Origin of the sequence: Actinoplanes campanulatus (assembly GCF_014647795.1) — a bacterium.
Classification (GTDB): Bacteria; Actinomycetota; Actinomycetes; order Mycobacteriales; family Micromonosporaceae; genus Actinoplanes; species Actinoplanes campanulatus.
On record NZ_BMPW01000003.1, the window covers coordinates 213,757 to 233,010 of the forward strand.

A 19,254-nucleotide genomic window follows, 5' to 3' on the forward strand; every position below is an offset into this window, starting at 1 on the left:
GTCAGCTCGCCGGGGCTCGCCTCTCGGGGGCCGGAGCGGGTTCGTCACCGCGGGGCCGCTCGTCACGGTGGTCGCGGGAGGGCCCGCCACCGGTCCGCACGACCTCCACGACCTCCTCGATCGGGGTCATGCCTGCCTCAGCAGGGAATCGCAGCCGGTCTCCTCGGGCAGCAGTGGCCGGAACCGGACCTGCCACTTCTTTCCGGCGGACTCCCACGGCGTACGCTCGTTGGCCTTGTCCGCGGCGGCCCAGACGGCGTCCTTCGCCGTACCCTCGACGGTCAGGCAGTTGATCTTGAGTTGTTCGTTGAGGTAGCCGCCGGGCAGCTCGGGGCCGGGCCAGCGAACCGGATCGCCACCCAGGCCGTCGCCGGTGTCCTGGTACGGCTGGGCCAGCACCGCCACCCGCTCCGGCTGGTACCGCTTCGGCGCCGAGCCGGTGAAGGCGGAGTCCAGCTCGCCGAGGAAACCGGCCAGCCGTTTGCGGGCGGCGTTCTGCTCCTTCGTCAGCGCCCCGTCGTCGGGACGGGCCTCGTTGAGCGCCATCACCTCGACCACCTGCTCGCCACCCGCGGTGACGACGGCGATCCGGGTGCTCGGCGCGTCGGCCACACCCGGCATGCCGAAGTCGGCGCCGGTCTTCACGCCGGCCGCGACCGCCTCGGCGATCAGCTCGCGCACCCGCTCCGGGCCGACCCGGACCTCCTGGACGTTGGGCAGCGCCTTGCCGGGATAGATGAGCGGGACCGGGCCCTCGCTCAGCAACCGGCCGTCGGCGTAGGCGATGAACCGCGGGAGCCGGGACGGGATGAACTCGGCGGGCACGAAGCCGCCGCGGTACTCCACACGCAACGCCACCTGGGGGTCAGCGGAGGCGGTGGTGCTCTCGACGACCGGCGCGCCGGGGGTCGTGTCACCGGCGGCACCGGGCTGGGCGCACGCGCCCAGCAGCAGAAGGGGAACGGCGGCGGTCAGCAGGCCGCGGTTTCTGTTCATGACGGGTACGACGACGCGCACCCCGTCCGGGTTCCGGCCCCGGTCAGGAAACCACCCGCGCCCTGCGGCCGAGCACCTCGACCACGTCCCCCGGATGAAGCTGACGGCCGCGCCGCAGGTCGACCTCGCCGTTGACGGTCACGTCCCCGGAGGCGATCAGGACCTTGCCCTCCCCGCCGGTGTCGATGAGATCGGCCAGCTTGAGGAACTGACCGAGCCGGATCATGTCGCCGTCGATGGGCACGTCACGCATCCGTTCATCATCCACCGGCCGAGATCACGGAAAACTCTTGGGTGGGCGTTGAACCATCGGGGCCGGTGATCCGAACTACATGTCGTGAGGCTTATCCGGATGGCCCGCCGTGCGGGCGCGCTGACCACTGTGACCACCGCCGGGGTGCTGGCGCTCGCCGGCCCGGCCGCGGCCGACGTGACGGTGAGCCCGCCCAGCGTGCCGCAGGGCGGCGGGGCGAACCTCAGTTTCCACGTGACGAACGAGGGCACCGCGCCGGTGACCGAGGTGACGCTGAGGATCCCGGCGGACACCCCGGTGGCCGAGGTGTACCCGCTGTCGGTGAACGACTGGGCGCCGCGGATCACGTACCGGAAGCTGGCCCAGCCGCTGACCACCATCCACGGCGGCACCCCGGTGTCCGAGGCCGCCGACACGATCGTCTGGCTCGCGGTGAACGGCACGAAGATCGAGCCGGGCAGGTCCGCCGACCTGACCGTGGCGCTGGGCCCGATGCCGGCGCTGAGCTCGATGCGGTTCACCGTGGAGACGAAGTACGCCGACGGCAAGGCCGGTCCGGTCATGCCGGGCACGGTGACGCTCACGCCGAACGACGGGACCACCCCGGTGTCGCACCACGATCAGGGCTCCGGCACGACCGGGACCACCGACGCCGAGGCGGCCCTGTTCCGGCAGCTCGCCGAGCAGGCGCAGGAGGGCCCGTCCTGGGTCACCGTCTCCGGCTGGCTGGTGGCGGGGCTGGCGCTGCTCGGCGCCGGGTGGGTGCTGCTGCGCAACCGGCACCGGGCCACCGAGGACGAGCCGGCCGAGCCCGACGAGACGCCCTCCGGCGACGACGAGTCCGCCGAGAAGGAGCCGGTAGCCGCCGGAAAGTGGAGCTACAAAGGCTGAAGACTCCCACAGCAGGCCGGGCCTGCGGTTTGGGAAATATGAGGATTGTTCACGACGGTGGAGACGAGGTGGACCGCTCGCGGGCCGCGGAACTCGAGGCAGGTCGTGAACAACCCTCACCTCACGCGGGTGGGCGTGAGGTTCGTCGTGGCTAGCGCGTGGGGCGCGGAACCACGACCGGCGGGTGGGGCCCGGGCAAGGCCCGTGATCCGCGTGCTGTACGGGTGGGGCCTCGCGGCCCCGCCCGTACGGTCAGACCGGCACCACCCGCTCGGTGCGCAGCGCGTCGATGATCTCGCGTTCCACCCGTTCCGACTCCTCGTGCGGGACCTGGCAGGTGCCGGCCGCGAGGTGCCCGCCGCCGCCGTAGCGCAGCATCACCGAGCCGATGTCCACCGGGGACCCGCGGTCCAGGATCGACTTGCCGCAGGCGAAGACGGTGTTGAGCTTCTGCCGGCCCCAGATGATGTGCACCGAGACCCGGGCCTCCGGGAAGAGCGCGTAGACCATGAACCGGTTGCCCGCCTCGATCACCTCCTCGTCGCGCAGGTCGACGATGATCACGTCGCCGTCCATCCGGCAGACCCGGTGCAGTTGCTCGACGAAACGGGCCGAGCACTCGTGGAAGAGCTGCGCCCGCTCCACCACGTCCGGCAGCGCCAGGATCTCGTGCACGTCGTTGTGCTCGATGCAGGCGTCGATGAGCTGCATCATCAGCTGGTAGTTGGAGATCCGGAAGTTGCGGAACCGGCCCAGGCCGGTCCGGCTGTCCATCAGGAAGTTGAGGAGTGTCCAGCCGGTCGGGCTGAGGATGTCGGTGAGCGAGTAGTCGGCCGAGTCGGCCTGGTCCACCGCGCGCATCAGCTCGTCCGACACCTTCGGGAACCGCTCCCGCCCGCCGAAGTGCTCGTAGATCACCCGGGCCGCGGACGGCGCATCCCCGTCGATGACGTGGTTGCCCAGGTCCTCGGTGTTGCGCAGGGTCTCGGAGTGGTGGTGGTCGAAGACCATGTTCGCGCGGGCGTCGTACGGCAGGTTCGTCAGGATGTCCCGGTCGGTGACGTCGACGACGCCGTCCTGCACGTCCTTGGGGTGCACGAACAGGATGTCGTCGATCATGTCGAGATGGCGGAGCAGCACGGCGCACACGAGACCGTCGAAGTCGCTCCTGGTCACCAGCCGGTACTTCACGGGGTCCCCCTCGCTTGCCAGACCTTTGGCACCAGTTTGCCACTTTTTTCGCTTTGGCCCTCCGGCATCGACGTACGGACGTGTTCACCGCCACGTTGTCCCGCTTTCCAGGAAGCGAATGAACCCTCCAAGGGCCCTCGGCCGTAAGGTTCAGACGAACGGTTACGACCCGGTCGGAGGACTCGCAGAAGATGGACCACGCACCTCAGCTCATCCAGGAGCGCAGCGCGCCGCCAGCCACGCTGGTGATCTTCGGCGCCTCCGGCGACCTGACCCGCCGCAAGCTGCTGCCCGCGGTGGAGAACCTGGCTCGCCACGGCCGCCTGCCCGACCAGTTCGCCCTGGTCGGCGTCGCGCGCACGCCGATGAGCGACGCCCAGTTCGCGGAGAGCGCGCTGGGTGGCCGCAGCCTCGCCGAGAAGCGCCAGCTGGCCGGCGGCGTGCGCTACGTGGCGGGTGGCTACGACGACCCGGAGACCTACAAGCTGCTCGCCGAGACGCTGGACGAGCTGGACGCGGTCCGCGGCACCGCCGGCAACCGGCTGTTCTACCTGTCCACCCCGGCGGGCGCGTTCGAGCCGGTGATCAACGGGCTGGCCGGCGCCGGGCTCAACCAGCCGCGGGAGGGCTCGTTCTCCCGCCTGGTCATCGAGAAGCCGTACGGGCGGGATCTGGCCACCGCCCGCGAGCTGGACGGCGTCGTGCACAGCGCGTTCGAGGAGCACCAGGTCTTCCGGATCGACCACTACCTGGGCAAGGACACCGTCCAGAACGTTCTGGCGCTGCGCTTCGCCAACTCGATCTTCCAGCCCATCTGGGACCGCTCCTGGGTCGACCACGTGCAGATCACCGTGGCCGAGACCCTCGGCGTCGGCACCCGCGGCGGGTTCTACGAGAACGCCGGCGCGATGCGCGACATCGTGCAGAACCACGTGCTCCAGGTCCTGGCCCTGGCCCTGATGGAGCCGCCCGCGTCGTTCGAGGCCGAGGGCCTGCGCAACGAGAAGGTGAAGCTGCTCCAGGCGATCCGGCTGCCCACCGACCGGGACATCGCCGACGCCGCCGTCCGCGGTCAGTACACGCGTGGCGGCACCCGCGAGGAGCTGATGGCGGGCTACCGCGAGGAGGTCGGCGTCGACCCGCTGTCGCGCACCGAGACGTACGCGGCGATGCGCCTGAACGTGGACAACTGGCGCTGGGCCGGGGTGCCGTTCTACGTGCGCACCGGCAAGCGGCTGCCGGCCCGGCTCACCGAGGTGGCGCTGCAGTTCCAGCGGCCGCCGCACCTGCCGATCCCGACCGACCAGCTGACCGGCCTCGACGCCGACGCGCTGATCCTGCGGATCCAGCCCAACGAGGGCATCTCGCTGCGCTTCGGCGCCAAGGTGCCGGGTCACTCCTTCCGGGTGCGCACGGCCAGCATGGAGTTCTCGTACGACCAGACGTTCGTCGAGGAGTCCCCGGAGGCGTACGAGCGACTGCTGCTGGACGCGCTGATCGGTGACGCGTCACTGTTCATCCGCAGCGACGAGGTGCAGCAGTGCTGGCGGATCGTCGACCCGATCATCGAGCACTGGGCGAAGGACAACTCGCCGATCCCGACGTACGAGGCGGCGTCCTGGGGCCCGACCGACGCGGACCGGCTGATCGGCCGCAACGGGCGCAAGTGGCGAAACGCCGCCTGACCGGGGGAACCTGCGGGTGACGGCGGGCTCGCATAGGGTGGTCATCATCCTCGATCGCTGAGCCCGCCCCGGCCCGATGGAAAGACAGACGCATATGCAGGTCTCGGTCGCGCACCATCCACCGAACACGGCCGTTCTGGTCCTGCGCGGATCACTCGACATCGACACCGCGCCGGCCCTCAAGGCAAACCTGAGCCGTCTGGTCGAGCGCCCAGCCCCACGGGTCGTCGTGGACGTGTCCGGTCTCGACTTCTGTGACTCGATGGGCGTGGGCGTCCTGGTCACCGCGCACGGGCGCGCCGCCGAACGGGGCGGCTGGGTCCGCCTTGCCTCCCCGTCCGGCTTCCTCCGCAGGCTCTTCGACACCCTCGGGCTCAGCGACTACCTGCCGATGTTCCCCGACGTCGCGGCCGCCCTGAAGGAGGAGTGAGCCGGGCCTATCCGACGATCACCGTGTTGAGGGCGGCTACCGCGGCGCCCCGGGAGCCGGCCATGTCCCGGTCCGGGACCAGGGCGAAGGTGGCCACCGCCTTCTGCTCGTCGCGCAGGTCGGTGCTCTCCCGCACGGTGTTGAGGAACCACTGCCGGAAGTGCGGGGCCGCCTCGACCACACCGCCGCCCAGGAAGTAGGCGGCCGGGTCGGTGAAGTTCGCCGCGATGGTGAACAGCTTGCCGATCGCCTTGGCCTGCTGCGCGAACACGGCGAGCGCCATGGGATCGTCCTTCTCCGCGTACCCCCGCAGGGCCTTGGCGGCGGCGCCGATCGGCTCGCCCGCGAGCTGGTGCTCCGGGAACCGGGCCAGCCAGTAGGGCAGCAGGTTGTTCTTGATGCCGGTCAGCGAGGCGACGCTCTCCACGTCCCCCTCGAAGCCGCAGTTGCACCGCGGGACCGGCTGGTCGTTCTCGAGGACGCCGTGCAGCGGGATCTGCACGTGGCCCAGCTCGCCGGCCATCCCGGCGGCGCCGCGGATCACCGCGCCGGCCTCGACCACACCGCCGCCCAGGCCGGTGCCGACGATCGCGGAGACCGACGAGTTCGCCGCGGCGGCGGCGCCGAAGTGCTGGTGGTGGGCGTAGAGAGCGGCCGCGTTGCCGTCGTTGTTGTAGACCACCGGCAGTCCGAGCCGGGCCTCCAGGGCGCCCCGGATGTCGAAGCCGTGCCAGGACACGTGGTTGAAGTTGGTGGCGCCCTTCGACGAGATCACGCCGTTGGCGCTGGCCGGGCCCGGGGTGTCCAGGCCGACCGCGCGAACCAGGGAACGCGGCGTCCTGGTGAGTTCGAGGATGCCGGTGAACGCGTCGGCGAGCGCCTCGACGGCCGACTCCGGGCCGTCCAGCACCCGGCTCGGGTTCTCCACCAGGTGGTCGACGAGGAACTGCCCCGTGGCGTCGAGCACGGTGGCGTTGTTGGAGGTGCCGCCGTTGTCCAACCCGACGACGACCCAGGAGGACGGGGTGCGTACCGATTCAGCCTGATCCACGGCACTGAGCCTAGGTGGGATCACCCGAGCATGAAAGGAGGCCGGCGCTTCTCCCAGGAAGCGCCGGCCTCTAATCCGTCCCGGTTCAAGGCCCTGTACCGGAACGGCGTGTACCTAACTCAGCGGGCGCCCGCCGTGCGGCGCTTCGACCAGACGTCGAAGGCCACCGCGGCCAGCAGCACCACGCCCTTGACCAGCATGACCGTCTCGGTCTGGGCGCCGAGCAGGCCCATACCGTTGTTGATCACACCCATGATCAGGCCGCCGGTGATGGCGCCGACCACCTTGCCGACACCGCCCTGGACCGCGGCGCCGCCGATGAACGCGGCCGCGATGGCGTCCAGCTCGAAGCTGTTACCGGCGGTCGGCCCGGCCAGGTTGAGACGGCCCGCGAAGATCAGGCCGGCCACCGAGGCGAGCACGCCCATGTTGACGAACAGCCAGAACACCACGGACTTGACCTTGACGCCGGAGAGCGTCGCGGCCTGGAGGTTGCCGCCGACCGCGTAGATCTGGCGGCCGAAGACGGCCCGGTTGGTGACCAGGGTGTAGCCGACCACCAGCAGCGCCAGCAGGACGAGCACCCAGGGCAGGTTGCGGAACCGGGCGAGCTGGATGACCACGAACATCACCAGCGCGGCCGGGACGACCACCTTGACCGAGAACAGCCACGCCGGGTCGACGACCTGGTTGTAGCGGATCCGGCCGGCGCGGGCACGGTACTGCACGACCGCGATGCCCGCGACCACGGACACACCGACGATGATGCTGAACAGGTCGGCGCCGCCCAGTGGCCCGAGCGCGACGTTGTTGAGGAAACCGGGGATGAAGCCGTTGGCCGCGGTCCGGACCTGCTCCGGGAACGGGCCGATGCCCTTGTTGCCGAGGATCATGTAGGTGACGGCGCGGAACAGCAGCATGCCGGCGAGCGTGACGATGAACGCCGGGATGCCGAAATACGCCACCCAGTAGCCCTGCCAGGCGCCGATCAGCGCGCCGAAGATCAGCGTCAGCAGAATCGCAAGCGGCCAGGGAACATCCCATTCCACCATCATGACCGCGGCGAACGCGCCGGTGGCCGCCACCACCGAGCCGACCGAGAGGTCGATGTGCCCGGCGATGATGATCAGCACCATGCCGATCGCGAGCACCAGGATGTACGAGTACTGCACGATGATGTTGCTGAGGTTCTGCGGCGCCAGCAGGTCGCCGCCGGTCAGCACGGTGAACAGCACCACGATCAGCGCGAGCGCGATGTAGATGCCGCTCTGCTTCAGGTCGAAATTGACCTTGCGAGGCGCCTGACCCTGGGGTGCGGGTCCCCTGCCGGGCTGCACGCCGGTGCTGGTGGGTGCGGCGGTCACGGCGCCACCTCCTGTACTTCCTTCGTCATCAGGGTCATCAGGCTTTCCTGCGTGGCTTCGGCACGCGGCACCTCGCCGGTGATCCGGCCGGCCGAGAGGGTGTAGATGCGGTCACAGATCCCGAGCAGCTCGGGCAGCTCGGACGAGATGACCAGGATGGCCTTCCCCTCGTCGGCGAGCCGGTTGATGATCGTGTAGATCTCGTACTTCGCGCCGACGTCGATGCCACGGGTCGGCTCGTCGAGGATCAGCACGTCCGGATCCGTGAAGATCCACTTGGAGAGCACGACCTTCTGCTGATTGCCGCCGGAGAGCTTGCCGGTGATCGCCTCGACGCTGGGGGCCTTGATGTTCATGCTGGCCCGGAACTCGTCGGCGACCCGGTACTCCTCGTTGCCGTCGACCCAGCCGCCCTTGGCGAGCTTGCCGAGCCCGGCCGCGGAGACGTTGCGCTTGATGTCCTCGATCAGGTTCAGGCCGAAGCGCTTGCGGTCCTCGGTGGCGTACGCCAGTCCGTGGTCGATCGCCTCGCGCACGCTGCGGGCCTGGATCTCCCGGCCGTCCTTGATCAGGCGGCCGGAGATGTTGACGCCGTAGGAGCGGCCGAAGACGCTCATCGCCAGCTCGGTGCGGCCGGCGCCCATCAGGCCGGCCAGGCCGACGATCTCGCCGCGGCGCAGCGTCAGGTTGGCCTTGCGGACCAGGGCCCGGTCGGGCTGGGTGGGACTGTAGACGGTCCAGTCCTCGATCCGCAGCGCCTCGTCGCCGATGGTCGGCTCGTGCTCCGGGTAGCGGTGCTCCATGTCGCGGCCCACCATGCCCGAGATGATCTTGTCCTCGGTGAGGTTCGCGGTCTCCTCGGTCCAGATGGTCTTGCCGTCCCGCAGGATGGTGACCCGGTCCGAGATGCCCATCACCTCGTTGAGCTTGTGCGAGATGATCACACAGGTGATGCCCTCGTCGCGCAGGCCGCGCAGCAGGTCGAGCAGGTGTGCCGAGTCCTCGTCGTTGAGCGCCGCGGTGGGCTCGTCGAGGATCAGCAGCTTGACCTCTTTGGAGAGTGCTTTGGCGATCTCCACGAGCTGCTGCTTGCCGACGCCGAGCTGAATGACCGGCGTGACCGCGGTCTCGGAGAGACCGACCCGGCGCAGCAGCTGGTCGGCCGCCGCGTTGGTCCGGTTCCAGTTGATCCAGCCGTTCGTGGCCTGCTCGTTCCCGAGAAAAATGTTCTCGGCGATGGAAAGATTCGACGCGAGCGCCAGTTCCTGGTGAATGATGACGATGCCGCGGTGCTCGCTGTCGCGAATTCCGGAGAACCGGCAGAGCTCGCCATCGAAAGAGATGTCGCCCTCGTACGTGCCGTCCGGGTAGACACCGGACAGCACCTTCATCAGGGTCGACTTGCCGGCCCCGTTCTCCCCGCAGATGGAGTGGATCTCTCCCCTGCGTACTTCCAGGTTGACATCCTGCAGCGCCTTGACGCCCGGGAACGTCTTGGTGATGCCGCTCATCCGCAGGATCGTGTCGGTCATGGGGACCCTCCTATTGGGCCGCGGGGGAGGCCGCGCCCCGCCCGCTGGGGTCGGGCGGAGCGCGGAACCCGGATCACTTCAGCTGGTCGGCCTTGTAGTAGCCGCTGTCAACCAGTTCCTTCTGGTAGTTGTCCTTGGTCACGATGACCGACTCCAGAAGCATCGACGGGACGACCTTGACACCGTTGTTGTAGTCGGTGTTGTTGTTGGTCTCCGGGGTCTTGCCCTTGAGGATGTCGTCCGCCATCTTGCCGGTGGTCTCCGCCAGCTTGCGGGTGTCCTTGTAGATGGTGGAGTACTGCTCACCCGCGATGATCGACTTGACCGACGCGAGCTCGGCGTCCTGGCCGGTCACGATCGGGTAGGCCTGGGCCGCGGTGCCGTAGCCGGCCGACTTCAGGGCCGACAGGATACCGATCGAGATGCCGTCGTAGGGCGAGAGGACGCCGTCGACCTTCGCGCCACCCTTGTAGGTGGAGCTGAGGAGGTTCTCCATGCGCTTCTGAGCGGTCTCCGGGTCCCAGCGCAGGGTCGCGACGGTCTCGAAGTCCTTCTGGCCGCTCTTGACGACCAGGACGCCCTTGTCGATGTACGGCTGGAGGACGCTCATCGCGCCGTTGAAGAAGAACGTCGCGTTGTTGTCGTCCGGCGAACCGGCGAACAGCTCGATGTTCAGCGGGCCCTTGAGTCCGGCGTCGGAGCCGTCCGCGTTGAGGACCTTCAGGCCGGTCAGCAGCGAGGTGGCCTGCTGGACGCCGACCTTGAAGTTGTCGAACGTGGCGTAGTAGTCCACGTTCGGGCTCTTCCGGATGAGGCGGTCGTACGCGATGACCTTGATGCCCGCCTGGGCGGCGTTCTCCAGCTGGCTGGTGATCGCCTCGCCGTCGATCGACGCGATGATCAGCAGCTTGGCGCCCTTGGTGATCTGGCTGTCCAGCTGCTGGGTCTGGGTCGGGATGTCGTTCTCGGCGTACTGCAGGTCGACCTTGTAGCCGAGGCCCTCGAGCTGCGACTTGAGGTTGTCGCCGTCGTGGATCCAGCGCTCCGACGACCGGGTCGGCATGGTGATGCCGACCAGGGCGCCGGTGTTGTCGCCGCTGGAGGCTTCCTTGTCAGCGGTCTTCTCCGCGTCGCCGCAGGCCGCCATGGTGGCGGTCAGCGCGGCGGCGGTGAGAACAGCCGCGAGCCGGGTGAATTTCACGGTGGATCTCCTCTTCGAGAACGGTGTTACAGGGGGCGAGCCAGGCGGTGGTACGCCTGGTTCCAGCGCACTCGGTCGAGAAAATCGGCCGGCGTAGTGCGCTCATCGATCAACAGAAGCTCGGTCTGAGCCATTTCGGCGAAGTCACGCAGGGTTTCCGCGCCGACCGCCTGCGTCAGCACGGTGTGGTGCGGCCCGCCGGCCGTGATCCAGCACTCGGCGGAGGTGGACAGCGAGGGCGCGGGCTTCCACACCGCGCGTGCCACCGGCAGGTGGGGCAGCGGCTCGTCCGGCGCAATCACCTCGATCTCGTTCGCGACCAGGCGGAACCGGTCACCCATGTCGGCCATGCCCATGACCACCGCCGGGCCGGGGGCCGCGTCGAAGACCAGGCGCACGGGATCCTCCCGGCCGCCGATCCCCAGCGGATGGATCTCGGCACGCGGCTTGGCCGACGCGATGGACGGGCAGACCTCGAGCATGTGCGCGCCGAGGATCTTAGGCTCACCCGGACCGAAGTGGTAGGTGTAATCCTCCATGAATGAGGTGCCACGTCCGGTTCCGGAACCCATCGCCTTCGCCGTGGCGACCAGCACCGAGGTCTTCCAGTCACCCTCGCCGCCGAAGCCGTAACCGTCCGCCATCAACCGCTGCACGGCCAGGCCGGGGAGCTGGCGCAGGCCGCCGAGGTCCTCGAAGTTGGTGGTGAAGGCGCCGAAGCCACCCTCGGTGAGGAACTGCCGCAGGCCGGCCTCGATCCGGGCGGCGTAGCGGAACGACTCGAGGCGCTCGCCGAGCAGCTCGGGCGCGATCTCGAAGGCGTCGCGGTACTCGGCGATCAGCTTGTCGATCTCCGCGTCCGGCACCCGGTCCACGACCGCGACCAGGTCGTTCACCCCGTACGTGTTGACCGAGACGCCGAAGCGCAGCTCCGCCTCGACCTTGTCACCCTCGGTGACCGCGACGTCGCGCATGTTGTCGCCGAAGCGGGCCAGCCGCAGACCGCGCATGTGCTGCAGGCCGGTGGCGGCGCGGGCCCAGGCCTCGACGCGCCGCACCACGGCCGGGTCGGACACGTGCCCGGCGATCACCTTGCGCGGCACGCCGAGGCGGGCCTGGATGAACCCGAATTCCCGGTCGCCGTGGGCGGCCTGGTTGAGGTTCATGAAGTCCATGTCGATGGTCGACCACGGCAGCGACACGTTGTGCTGGGTGTGCAGGTGCAGCAGCGGCTTGCGCAGCGCGTCCAGCCCACCGATCCACATCTTGGCCGGGGAGAACGTGTGCATCCAGGCGATGATGCCGATGCAGTCACGATCCGCGTTCGCCTCGAGCATGACCTGCTTGATTCTGCCTGCGTCGGTGAGCACGGGCTTGCCCACGATCTCGGCGCTGACGCCGGCCGCGGCCAGGGTCCGCTGGATCTCAGCGGACTGGTCGGCGACCTGCTGGAGGGTCTCCGGGCCGTAGAGATGCTGGCTGCCGGTCAGGAACCAGATCTGCGGGTTCATCGTGTTTCCTCGGTTCTCTCGAAATTCAGCGGGCCTCGGGCAGGCGGCACCCGATCACGCTGAGTATTTGTCACGCAGGAGTCGCCGCACGCTGAACGCGTCAATGATCTTAGCCGGGCCGGGCAGGCCCCACGGCGGACTCTGGTCACCGAGAGTGGGCGACACCGCACAAGCTGTACGGTCTGCGGACATTGCCTGTACCTCCGTTGGGCGGCCGGCGCGGTGGCGGCGGCCACACCCCGGCGGAGAAGCCCAGTGTTATCGCTAACAAAAAGCCTGTCAACGGCTGTCGGCAACAACGAGGTAACGGCTTATTAATCAAGGCCGGCGGCCACGGAAAGTAGGGCCGCACGGCCCCTCAAGCCGGGCGCGACACGCTCTCCCGGACGATCAGCTGAGGGGGTACGACGATCTGGTGCGCGGTGCCGGAGTCGTCCCGCATCTGGCCCAGGAGCAGGCTCAGCGCGGCTCGCGCCACGTCACCGAAGGCCTGCCGGACGGTGGTCAGCGGCGGGATGAAGTAGGCGGCCTCGGGCACGTCGTCGAAACCCACGATGCTGACGTCGTGCGGCACCCGGCGGCCCCGCTCGTGCAGCGCCCGCAGGATGCCCAGAGCCAGGTGATCGTTCGCCGTGAAAATGGCCGTGACCTCGGGCATCCGGGCCAGCATCTGACCGGTCCGGTAACCCTCGGCGGCGGACCAGTCGGCCGACAGCAGCGGCGGCACCTCGGCGCCCGCCTCCAGCAGCGTCTGCTTCCACCCCTGGATGCGGCCGGCCGAGTCGAACCAGTCGGTCGGCCCGGACACGTGCCACACCGTCTCGTGACCGGCGTCCAGCAGGTGCCGGGTCGCCGCCCGAGCCCCGGCCACCTGGTCGACGGTGACGAGCGGGCGGCCGCTGGCCGGGTCGCCGTCGATGAAGACCACCGGCACGTCACCGGGGATCTCGGCGAGCGCCTCGGCGGCCGACGCCACGTTGGCGATCACCACGAGGCCGGCCACCCGCTGGTCCAGGTGCCGGTCCACCACCGCGGAGATCGAGGAGCGGTCCAGCTCCCGGACGCTGCCCACGCTCACCGCGAAACCGGCGTCCGCGGCGGCCTGCTCGAACTCGGTCAGCATCGAGGCCGGACCGTACAGCGTGCTGTTGCGGGCGACCACGCCGATCAGCTGGGACCGGCCGGTGACCAGGGCCCGGGCCGCGCGGTTGGGCCGGTAGCCGAGCTCCGCGATGGCGGCGCGGACCCGGATGCGGGTCTGCTCCTTGACGTTGGGATGATCGTTGAGGACACGCGAGACGGTCTGATGGGAGACACCGGCCAACCGGGCCACATCCGTCATCGCCGGGCTACGGCTGGCCTTGTCCACTTGCGCACCTCGTCCGATCCGGTTCTGATGGAGCGTAACGCCGAACCGCCACCGGCCCGCGCAGCAGAAATGTTATCGATAACATCCGCTTTGCACGAGCCCCGCGCGGACGATCTTCGCCGACACGTACGCTCGGCAGCGATGGAACCAGCAGTGACGATCAACGGGCCGGGTGTGCTCGGCAGCCTAGCGGACGAGGGTTTCACCTCGCTGCGCCGGGCCGCCGCCCCGCGCGCCGAACGCTACGAGACAGGCCGTGGCCTGCGCGAGCGCTCCCCCCGCTCGGAGATGGCCCACTGGAAAGCACCCGACCGCCGCCCCGATCCGGTCCGCCAGGTGATCGCCTCCCACGAGGGCCGGCTCGACCACCTCGTCCCGGTCCGGATCGGGCGCATGATCGTCTCTCCGTACACCTTCCTGCGGGGCACCGCCGGTCTGATGGCCGACGACTTCGCCGCGCTCCCCTCGACCGGCATCGCCCCGGTCATCTGCGGCGACGCCCACCTCGGCAACTTCGGCTTCTACGCCTCGCCGGAGCGGGAGCTGGTGTTCGACCTCAACGACTTCGACGAGGCGCACACCGGCCCGTGGGAGTGGGACCTGCGCCGGCTCGCGGTCAGCGTGCACGTCGCCGGCCGGGTCAACGGCTTCCGGGAGAGCTCCTGTTCGGACGCCGTGGCGCACTGCGTCGAGCAGTACCGCGAGCAGATCGGGTACCTCGCCGACCAGCCGCTGCTGGCCCGCTCGTTCGACCAGCTCGACGTCGACGGGATGCGGTCGCACGCCAGCCGGGCGAGCTTCCGCGACGAGATCGAACGCGCCGCCCGGCGGGCCCGGCGGCGCACCAGCGACCGGGCGCTGCCCCGCTTCACCGAGCGGCACGACGGCACCGCCCGCCTGGTCGAGGAACCACCGCTGATCACCCGGCTGCCGGAGCGTGAGCACGAGCAGCTCGCCGAGGCGCTCGACGGCTACCTCAACACTCTCAAACCGCACTGGGCCCGGATCCTCGGCGGCTACCGGATCGTCGACATCGCGCACAAGGTGGTCGGCGTCGGGTCGGTGGGGCTGCGGGCCTACGTCGCCCTGTGTGAGGGCAGCAGCAGCGACGACGTGGTCTTCCTCCAGCTCAAGCAGGCCCGCCGGTCGGTCGTGGCGAAGTATCAGCACGGCGACCTGGCCTGGCACCGGCACCAGGGCCAGCGGGTGGTGGAGTACCAGCAGGCGCTCCAGACGGTCAGCGACCCGCTGCTCGGCTGGACCACGGTCGGTGAGCACCAGTACTACGTGCGCCAGTTCCGCGACATGAAGGGCGCCATCCTGATCGAGGACATCAACGCCGGGGCGCTCGCCGACTACGCGGGCATCTGCGGTTCACTGCTGGCCAAGTCGCACGCCCGGACCAGCGGGGCGTCGATGATCGCCGGCTACGTGGGCAGTGGCGACAAATTGGACGAGTCGCTCAGCCGGTTCGCGAAGGCGTACGCCGATCAGGTCGAGAAGGATCACGCGGCGCTCACCCAGGCGGTCCGCCGCGGCCAATTGCCGGCGGAGCCGGCGTGACGATCACAACCCATGCGGAGGTACGGCCGTGAGCGGCGTTGTCCCCCTCGACTCCCCCGCGCTGGCCGAATTCTGGACCGAGCGGCACCTGTGCACCCTCACCACCCTGCGCGCCGACGGATCGCCGCACGTGGTGGCGGTCGGCGCCACCCTCGACCCGGCCGCCGGGATCGCCCGGGTGATCTCCTTCGACACCTCCACCAAGGTGCGCAACGTCCGGCGTGGGCAGCACCGGGTGGCGATCTGCCAGGTCGACGGCCGCCGCTGGAGCACGATCGAGGGCCTGGCCGTGGTCCGCGACGATCCCTCGTCGGTCGCCGAGGCCGAACGCCGGTACGCCGGCCGCTACCGCACCCCCCGGCCCAACCCGGCCCGGGTCGTCATCGAGATCGCGATCACCCGCGTTCTCGGGTCGGCGACGCTACTACCCTCGTAGGTCATGAGCACCTCACTGTACTCCGCGGAACCCAGCCCGGTCGGCGAGCCGGACAGCGTGCTGCTGCCCGGTCACGACGTGCCGCTCGGGCGGTACACGACGGTGCGCCGCCTGCTCCCGCACCGGGAACGGCGGATGATCGGCGCCTGGTGCTTCGTCGACCACTTCGGGCCCGACGACGTCAGCGGCCGGCCCGGCATGCAGGTCCCGCCCCACCCGCACACCGGCCTGCAGACCGTCACCTGGCTGGTCGAGGGCCTCATCGAACACCGTGACAGCCTCGGCAGCCACCAGTTCATCGCGCCCGGCCAGCTCAACCTGATGACCTCCGGGCACGGCATCGCCCACTCCGAGTACACGCCACCCGACCACCCCGACGGCATGCACGGGCTGCAACTGTGGCTCGCCCTGCCGGAACAGGCCCGGCACGGCGCCGCCCGCTTCGAGCACCACGAGAACCTGCCCGCCCACCGCGACGGCCCCGTCACCGTCACCGTCGTGATCGGACGGCTCGGCGAGCTGACCTCGCCCGCCGGGACGCACTCGCCGCTGGTGGGAGCCGAGATGCACTACTCGGCCGCGGCCGCGCACACGGTCGCCCTGGAGCCGTCCTTCGAACACGGGGCGGTGGTGATGTCCGGGACGGCCACCGTCGACGGGACCGTCCTCGAACCCGGGTCGCTGCTCTGTCTCGGCTCCGGGCGTACCTCGCTGGATCTTGATGTTTCCGGGCCGGCGCGGCTGTTCCTGCTCGGCGGCGAGCCGTTCGAGGAGCCGCTGGTGATGTGGTGGAACTTCGTCGGCCGAAGCCACGAGGACATCGTCCGGGCGCGCGAGCAGTGGATGGCCGGCCTCGGAGCCGAACGCTTCGGCTTCGTGGGTGGTTGCGCGGCCGACCCGCTTCCGGCTCCCGAGCTTCCGACGGTCCGGCTGAAGGCGCGCGACCGGCACGGCCGGACCTACTGAGCTTTACTCTTCGGCGGGTCGTTGCCATGATCATCCGATGACGCCCGCCCGACTCCTCACGGCGCTGGCCGGTGTCCCCGGTCTGCACCCGCGCGCCGACCAGCGGGTCCCCCCGGTCATCACCTGGGACGACGGGCCCTGCGGGCGGACCGCGACGGCCGCCCTCGCCGCCGCCGGCTTCCAGGTGAGCGAGCCGTTCTGGGCCGGCGGCCTGGTCGACACCCGCGACCCGGAACCCTGCGTCTTCCAGCGGGTGCTGCGCCCGGAGACGGCCGCGCTGCTCTACCTGCACGGCGCCGAACCGGACACACCGGACGGTGACCGCGCCCTGGCGCAGCGGATCTTCGCCACCGACCTGCCCGGTGAGGGCTACCTGCCCGGAGACCCGTCCGAACAGGTCGCCGTCCACCTGCTGGTCGGCGAGGCGGGTGACGCCGACTACGGCGGGGACGCGCTGTTCACGCAGATGGGCGAGGCGGTGCGGGCCACCTTCGGCGGCCGCGCCGGCCTGGTCGAGATCGCCCGCCGGGCCGCGATCTGATGCCGCCCCTCGCCCGCCGGGCCGGCTCCACCGGGTGGGGATCGCCGCGGTGAGCGGGCTGGCGCACGCCGGTTACATCCGGGCGGTGGCCGCGGCGCTCGAGGCTGCCGGGGTGCCGGTCGCCGACTGGCGCGCCGACGACGGCGTGCCGCGCGACGGCTGGATCCCCTTCGATCTGGCCCGGCAGGTCCGCCTGCACGGACGGCCGGTCTGGGACCACGACGAGGCCGGGGCCGCATGGTCCGAGATGGACGGCTGGCGACTGCTCACCGTCGACGACCCGGGTGGCCGGAACGTCCGGAGTGTCCATGCCCTGGACGTGACGACGGTCGCCGCGCCGTCGTCGGTGGCCCGGGCCGTGACCGAACGGGCGGGTATTCGATCCGGCGGGCCGGGCGACATCCCTCCCGGTTCGCCGGGCGACATCCCTCCCGGCTCGCGGGGCGACATCCCTCCCGGCGAGCCGGGCGCTGCCACTCGGCGGGCGGCAGACCCTTCGGGCAGTGGTCCCGCCACCGGCGATCCCGCGGACCGTGGGACCGGGGAACCCACAGGCGCCCGATCATCCGGCGCCGGCCGGTGCCCGGGGAGCGGCGAGTCCCGAGCGGAAGAGGTGGACACCGACTTCGCCGGGCGGCGGGCGGGCACCGGGGATCCCGCTTTCGAGGCGGCTCTGCGCCGATATTCGACGGGTCGCACAAAGTGCGTTGACGGGTGGCCGGAGGCGGCGGAAGGTCGAGGGTAGAACGACGACCTCCGACGGAGGGCCCCGTGACTCTCGTCGATGCCAGCCGGATCATCCTCATCCTCGCCGCCCCGGCCGTCGTGGTGGCCGCGGTGCGTCATGTGCCCCGGGGCTGCGCGGTCCTCGCCGACCGCTGGCGACAGCGGCGACCGGCCGAACCGGCACCCTACGGCCCACCGATCGAACGGCTCGCCGCCGACCTGCGGCGTCTGCTCCGGCTGCACGGAGAGCTGGCCGCGTCGGCGCACGCCGCGATGTCCGCGCACCGGGTGTGGGCGGTGGAGGCGGCCATCGGCGCCCGCGCGATCGAGGCGGCCACCGCGCTCGGGGTACCCCACCCGCATCCGTCCCGGGCGGCGGCGCTCACCCGTACCGAATTGTCGTCGATCTTGACCCTCTTGGCCGAGGCGGGCCTGGTGTTGCCGGCCCGGGTCGGCGGATTCACCACCGACGGGCGGTTCTGAAGCAGAGGCGGCGGCGGGCCTGCGCCCACCGCCGCCTCCGTCCCGGCCGGCCTGGGAAGGAGAAGACCACCAACCGGGATTCCCGGGAACAAAGCACCACGAAGAACTCAGAGGCCGGAGTGGTGGCGGAAGACGAGCTTCCGCCACCACCCCTCGACCCGGCCGGGTGGAGGTCACCGGCCACCGGACGACAGGGGGAATGCGTCCAGCGGACCGGTATCCGGGGGGAGACGACAACCACCGACCGGGAGGTTCGGGCATTACGGGTCCGGTGAGGGGAACAGCGGCGGGAGACAGGTCCCGCCGCCGTCCCTCAACCCGGGCAGGCGAAGTCACCGGCCGGAGGACGGAAGGGGGCGCCATCCATGGGCCGGTCTTGGGGGCGACAGTCGCCGACCGGGAGGTCTCAGGTGGTGATGGGGGACGGTGGCGGGAAGGAGGAACCCGCCACCGTCCGCCGGCCCGTCGGCCCCGGTCCGTGCGGACCCACGGACCGGGCGCCGGGCATGCGACGGCCACCGCATCGGGGGGAGCGGAGCGGCCGTCTGCCGGAGAAGGTCTGACTGGTGTGTGCCGGGGAGGACGGCGACGGGAGATGGGCTCCCGCCGCCGCCTCCTGCCCGGCCCCGTGCCGAACCGCCAACCGCGGAGGAGACAGGGGGCGTCGTCTCCGCGGATATCGCTCACGGGCAACGGTGCGGCCGCCTGACTGGGGGGCGGTGGCCGCCGGCCGGGAGGCCGAGGAATCTCAGACCCGGGCGGTGGGGCCCGGGAGACCAGGTCGTGGAAAATCCGCCGAGGACGTCGTTGGCCGCGGCGGGTCGCTCGGCAGAACCGGGCGCTCATCAACCGTGCCAGGCGGAAAGCCCTTGATCCGCGAAAGTCCAGAGTGGCCTTCGACACTTCGTGGTCACCTGTTCAGGGTCATCCACAAGTTCTTAGCTCTCCTGAAAGGGAGCTTAAAAGGTTCTTAAGTCGTCATGTGTGCCGTCACCCCTCAGCAGCGATCCCCGTTGATTGCGACGGGTCCGGCCGACCGCTCCCGAACTACGTGATACTCACTGC

18 protein-coding genes are annotated in these 19,254 nt (G+C 70.2%); 9 read left to right on the plus strand and 9 right to left on the minus strand.

The genetic code is table 11. The annotated features are described in order from the left end of the window. Nucleotides 1–126 precede the first annotated feature (126 nt). Together IEZ13_RS07825 and IEZ13_RS07830 are read right to left on the minus strand one after the other, a co-directional pair. A complete protein-coding gene (locus IEZ13_RS07825; protein ID WP_183219057.1) occupies nucleotides 127–996 on the minus strand; it encodes a hypothetical protein in 870 nt (289 codons plus the stop codon). Nucleotides 997–1,039: 43 nt separating this feature from the next. Further along, nucleotides 1,040–1,249, minus strand: coding sequence for an RNA-binding S4 domain-containing protein (locus IEZ13_RS07830; RefSeq protein WP_183219058.1), 210 nt, complete (start codon nucleotides 1,247–1,249; stop codon nucleotides 1,040–1,042). A gap of 99 nt (nucleotides 1,250–1,348) precedes the next feature. On the opposite strand from IEZ13_RS07830, the gene IEZ13_RS07835 reads away from it, so the two are divergent. Continuing rightward, nucleotides 1,349–2,140, plus strand: a complete 792-nt coding sequence (locus IEZ13_RS07835; protein WP_183219059.1) for a DUF1775 domain-containing protein — start codon at nucleotides 1,349–1,351, stop codon at nucleotides 2,138–2,140. Between the two features lie 252 nt (nucleotides 2,141–2,392). Here IEZ13_RS07835 and IEZ13_RS07840 read toward each other — a convergent pair whose 3' ends face one another. Further along, on the minus strand, nucleotides 2,393–3,331 hold the full coding sequence (locus IEZ13_RS07840) for a DHH family phosphoesterase (RefSeq protein ID WP_183219060.1): 939 nt from the start codon (nucleotides 3,329–3,331) through the stop codon (nucleotides 2,393–2,395). Between the two features lie 191 nt (nucleotides 3,332–3,522). Between IEZ13_RS07840 and zwf the strand changes: the two genes are divergently transcribed. Together zwf and IEZ13_RS07850 are read left to right on the plus strand one after the other, a co-directional pair. Continuing rightward, a complete protein-coding gene (gene zwf / locus IEZ13_RS07845) occupies nucleotides 3,523–5,016 on the plus strand; it encodes a glucose-6-phosphate dehydrogenase (protein WP_183219061.1) in 1,494 nt (497 codons plus the stop codon). A 94-nt stretch (nucleotides 5,017–5,110) separates the two neighbouring features. Continuing rightward, on the plus strand, nucleotides 5,111–5,446 hold the full coding sequence (locus IEZ13_RS07850) for an STAS domain-containing protein (RefSeq protein ID WP_183219062.1): 336 nt from the start codon (nucleotides 5,111–5,113) through the stop codon (nucleotides 5,444–5,446). A 7-nt stretch (nucleotides 5,447–5,453) separates the two neighbouring features. Here IEZ13_RS07850 and IEZ13_RS07855 read toward each other — a convergent pair whose 3' ends face one another. The 6 genes from IEZ13_RS07855 to IEZ13_RS07880 form a co-directional block, all read right to left on the minus strand. Further along, a complete protein-coding gene (locus tag IEZ13_RS07855; RefSeq protein WP_183219063.1) occupies nucleotides 5,454–6,497 on the minus strand; it encodes an ROK family protein in 1,044 nt (347 codons plus the stop codon). Nucleotides 6,498–6,616: 119 nt separating this feature from the next. Continuing rightward, nucleotides 6,617–7,861: a multiple monosaccharide ABC transporter permease gene (gene mmsB / locus IEZ13_RS07860; protein ID WP_183219064.1), complete on the minus strand. Its 1,245-nt coding sequence runs from the start codon at nucleotides 7,859–7,861 to the stop codon at nucleotides 6,617–6,619. Next, nucleotides 7,858–9,393, minus strand: a complete 1,536-nt coding sequence (mmsA, locus tag IEZ13_RS07865; protein ID WP_183219065.1) for a multiple monosaccharide ABC transporter ATP-binding protein — start codon at nucleotides 9,391–9,393, stop codon at nucleotides 7,858–7,860. The genes mmsB and mmsA overlap by 4 nt, the downstream gene beginning before the upstream one ends. A gap of 73 nt (nucleotides 9,394–9,466) precedes the next feature. After that, nucleotides 9,467–10,594, minus strand: a complete 1,128-nt coding sequence (gene chvE, locus IEZ13_RS07870; RefSeq protein WP_183219066.1) for a multiple monosaccharide ABC transporter substrate-binding protein — start codon at nucleotides 10,592–10,594, stop codon at nucleotides 9,467–9,469. Between the two features lie 26 nt (nucleotides 10,595–10,620). Beyond that, nucleotides 10,621–12,105 carry an L-arabinose isomerase gene (araA, locus tag IEZ13_RS07875; RefSeq protein ID WP_183219067.1) on the minus strand — a complete coding sequence of 495 codons (1,485 nt, stop codon included), beginning with the start codon at nucleotides 12,103–12,105 and terminating at the stop codon, nucleotides 10,621–10,623. A gap of 358 nt (nucleotides 12,106–12,463) precedes the next feature. Then, nucleotides 12,464–13,447, minus strand: a complete 984-nt coding sequence (locus IEZ13_RS07880; RefSeq protein WP_183219368.1) for a LacI family DNA-binding transcriptional regulator — start codon at nucleotides 13,445–13,447, stop codon at nucleotides 12,464–12,466. 168 nt (nucleotides 13,448–13,615) lie between these two features. Between IEZ13_RS07880 and IEZ13_RS07885 the strand changes: the two genes are divergently transcribed. From IEZ13_RS07885 to IEZ13_RS07910, 6 genes are read left to right on the plus strand one after another with little or no spacing between them, the layout of a single operon-like run. Further along, nucleotides 13,616–15,037, plus strand: a complete 1,422-nt coding sequence (locus IEZ13_RS07885) for a DUF2252 domain-containing protein (RefSeq protein ID WP_183219068.1) — start codon at nucleotides 13,616–13,618, stop codon at nucleotides 15,035–15,037. Nucleotides 15,038–15,065: 28 nt separating this feature from the next. Next, a complete protein-coding gene (locus IEZ13_RS07890; protein ID WP_183219069.1) occupies nucleotides 15,066–15,473 on the plus strand; it encodes a TIGR03618 family F420-dependent PPOX class oxidoreductase in 408 nt (135 codons plus the stop codon). 3 nt (nucleotides 15,474–15,476) lie between these two features. Beyond that, nucleotides 15,477–16,439 (plus strand): pirin family protein, encoded by a 963-nt coding sequence (locus IEZ13_RS07895; protein ID WP_183219070.1) that lies wholly within the window; start codon nucleotides 15,477–15,479, stop codon nucleotides 16,437–16,439. A 37-nt stretch (nucleotides 16,440–16,476) separates the two neighbouring features. Continuing rightward, nucleotides 16,477–16,980, plus strand: a complete 504-nt coding sequence (locus IEZ13_RS07900) for a hypothetical protein (protein ID WP_183219071.1) — start codon at nucleotides 16,477–16,479, stop codon at nucleotides 16,978–16,980. A gap of 49 nt (nucleotides 16,981–17,029) precedes the next feature. After that, nucleotides 17,030–17,725, plus strand: a complete 696-nt coding sequence (locus IEZ13_RS07905) for a DUF6292 family protein (protein ID WP_189285732.1) — start codon at nucleotides 17,030–17,032, stop codon at nucleotides 17,723–17,725. Nucleotides 17,726–17,751: 26 nt separating this feature from the next. Further along, nucleotides 17,752–18,189: a hypothetical protein gene (locus tag IEZ13_RS07910; protein WP_221245329.1), complete on the plus strand. Its 438-nt coding sequence runs from the start codon at nucleotides 17,752–17,754 to the stop codon at nucleotides 18,187–18,189. Nucleotides 18,190–19,254: the final 1,065 nt, after the last annotated feature.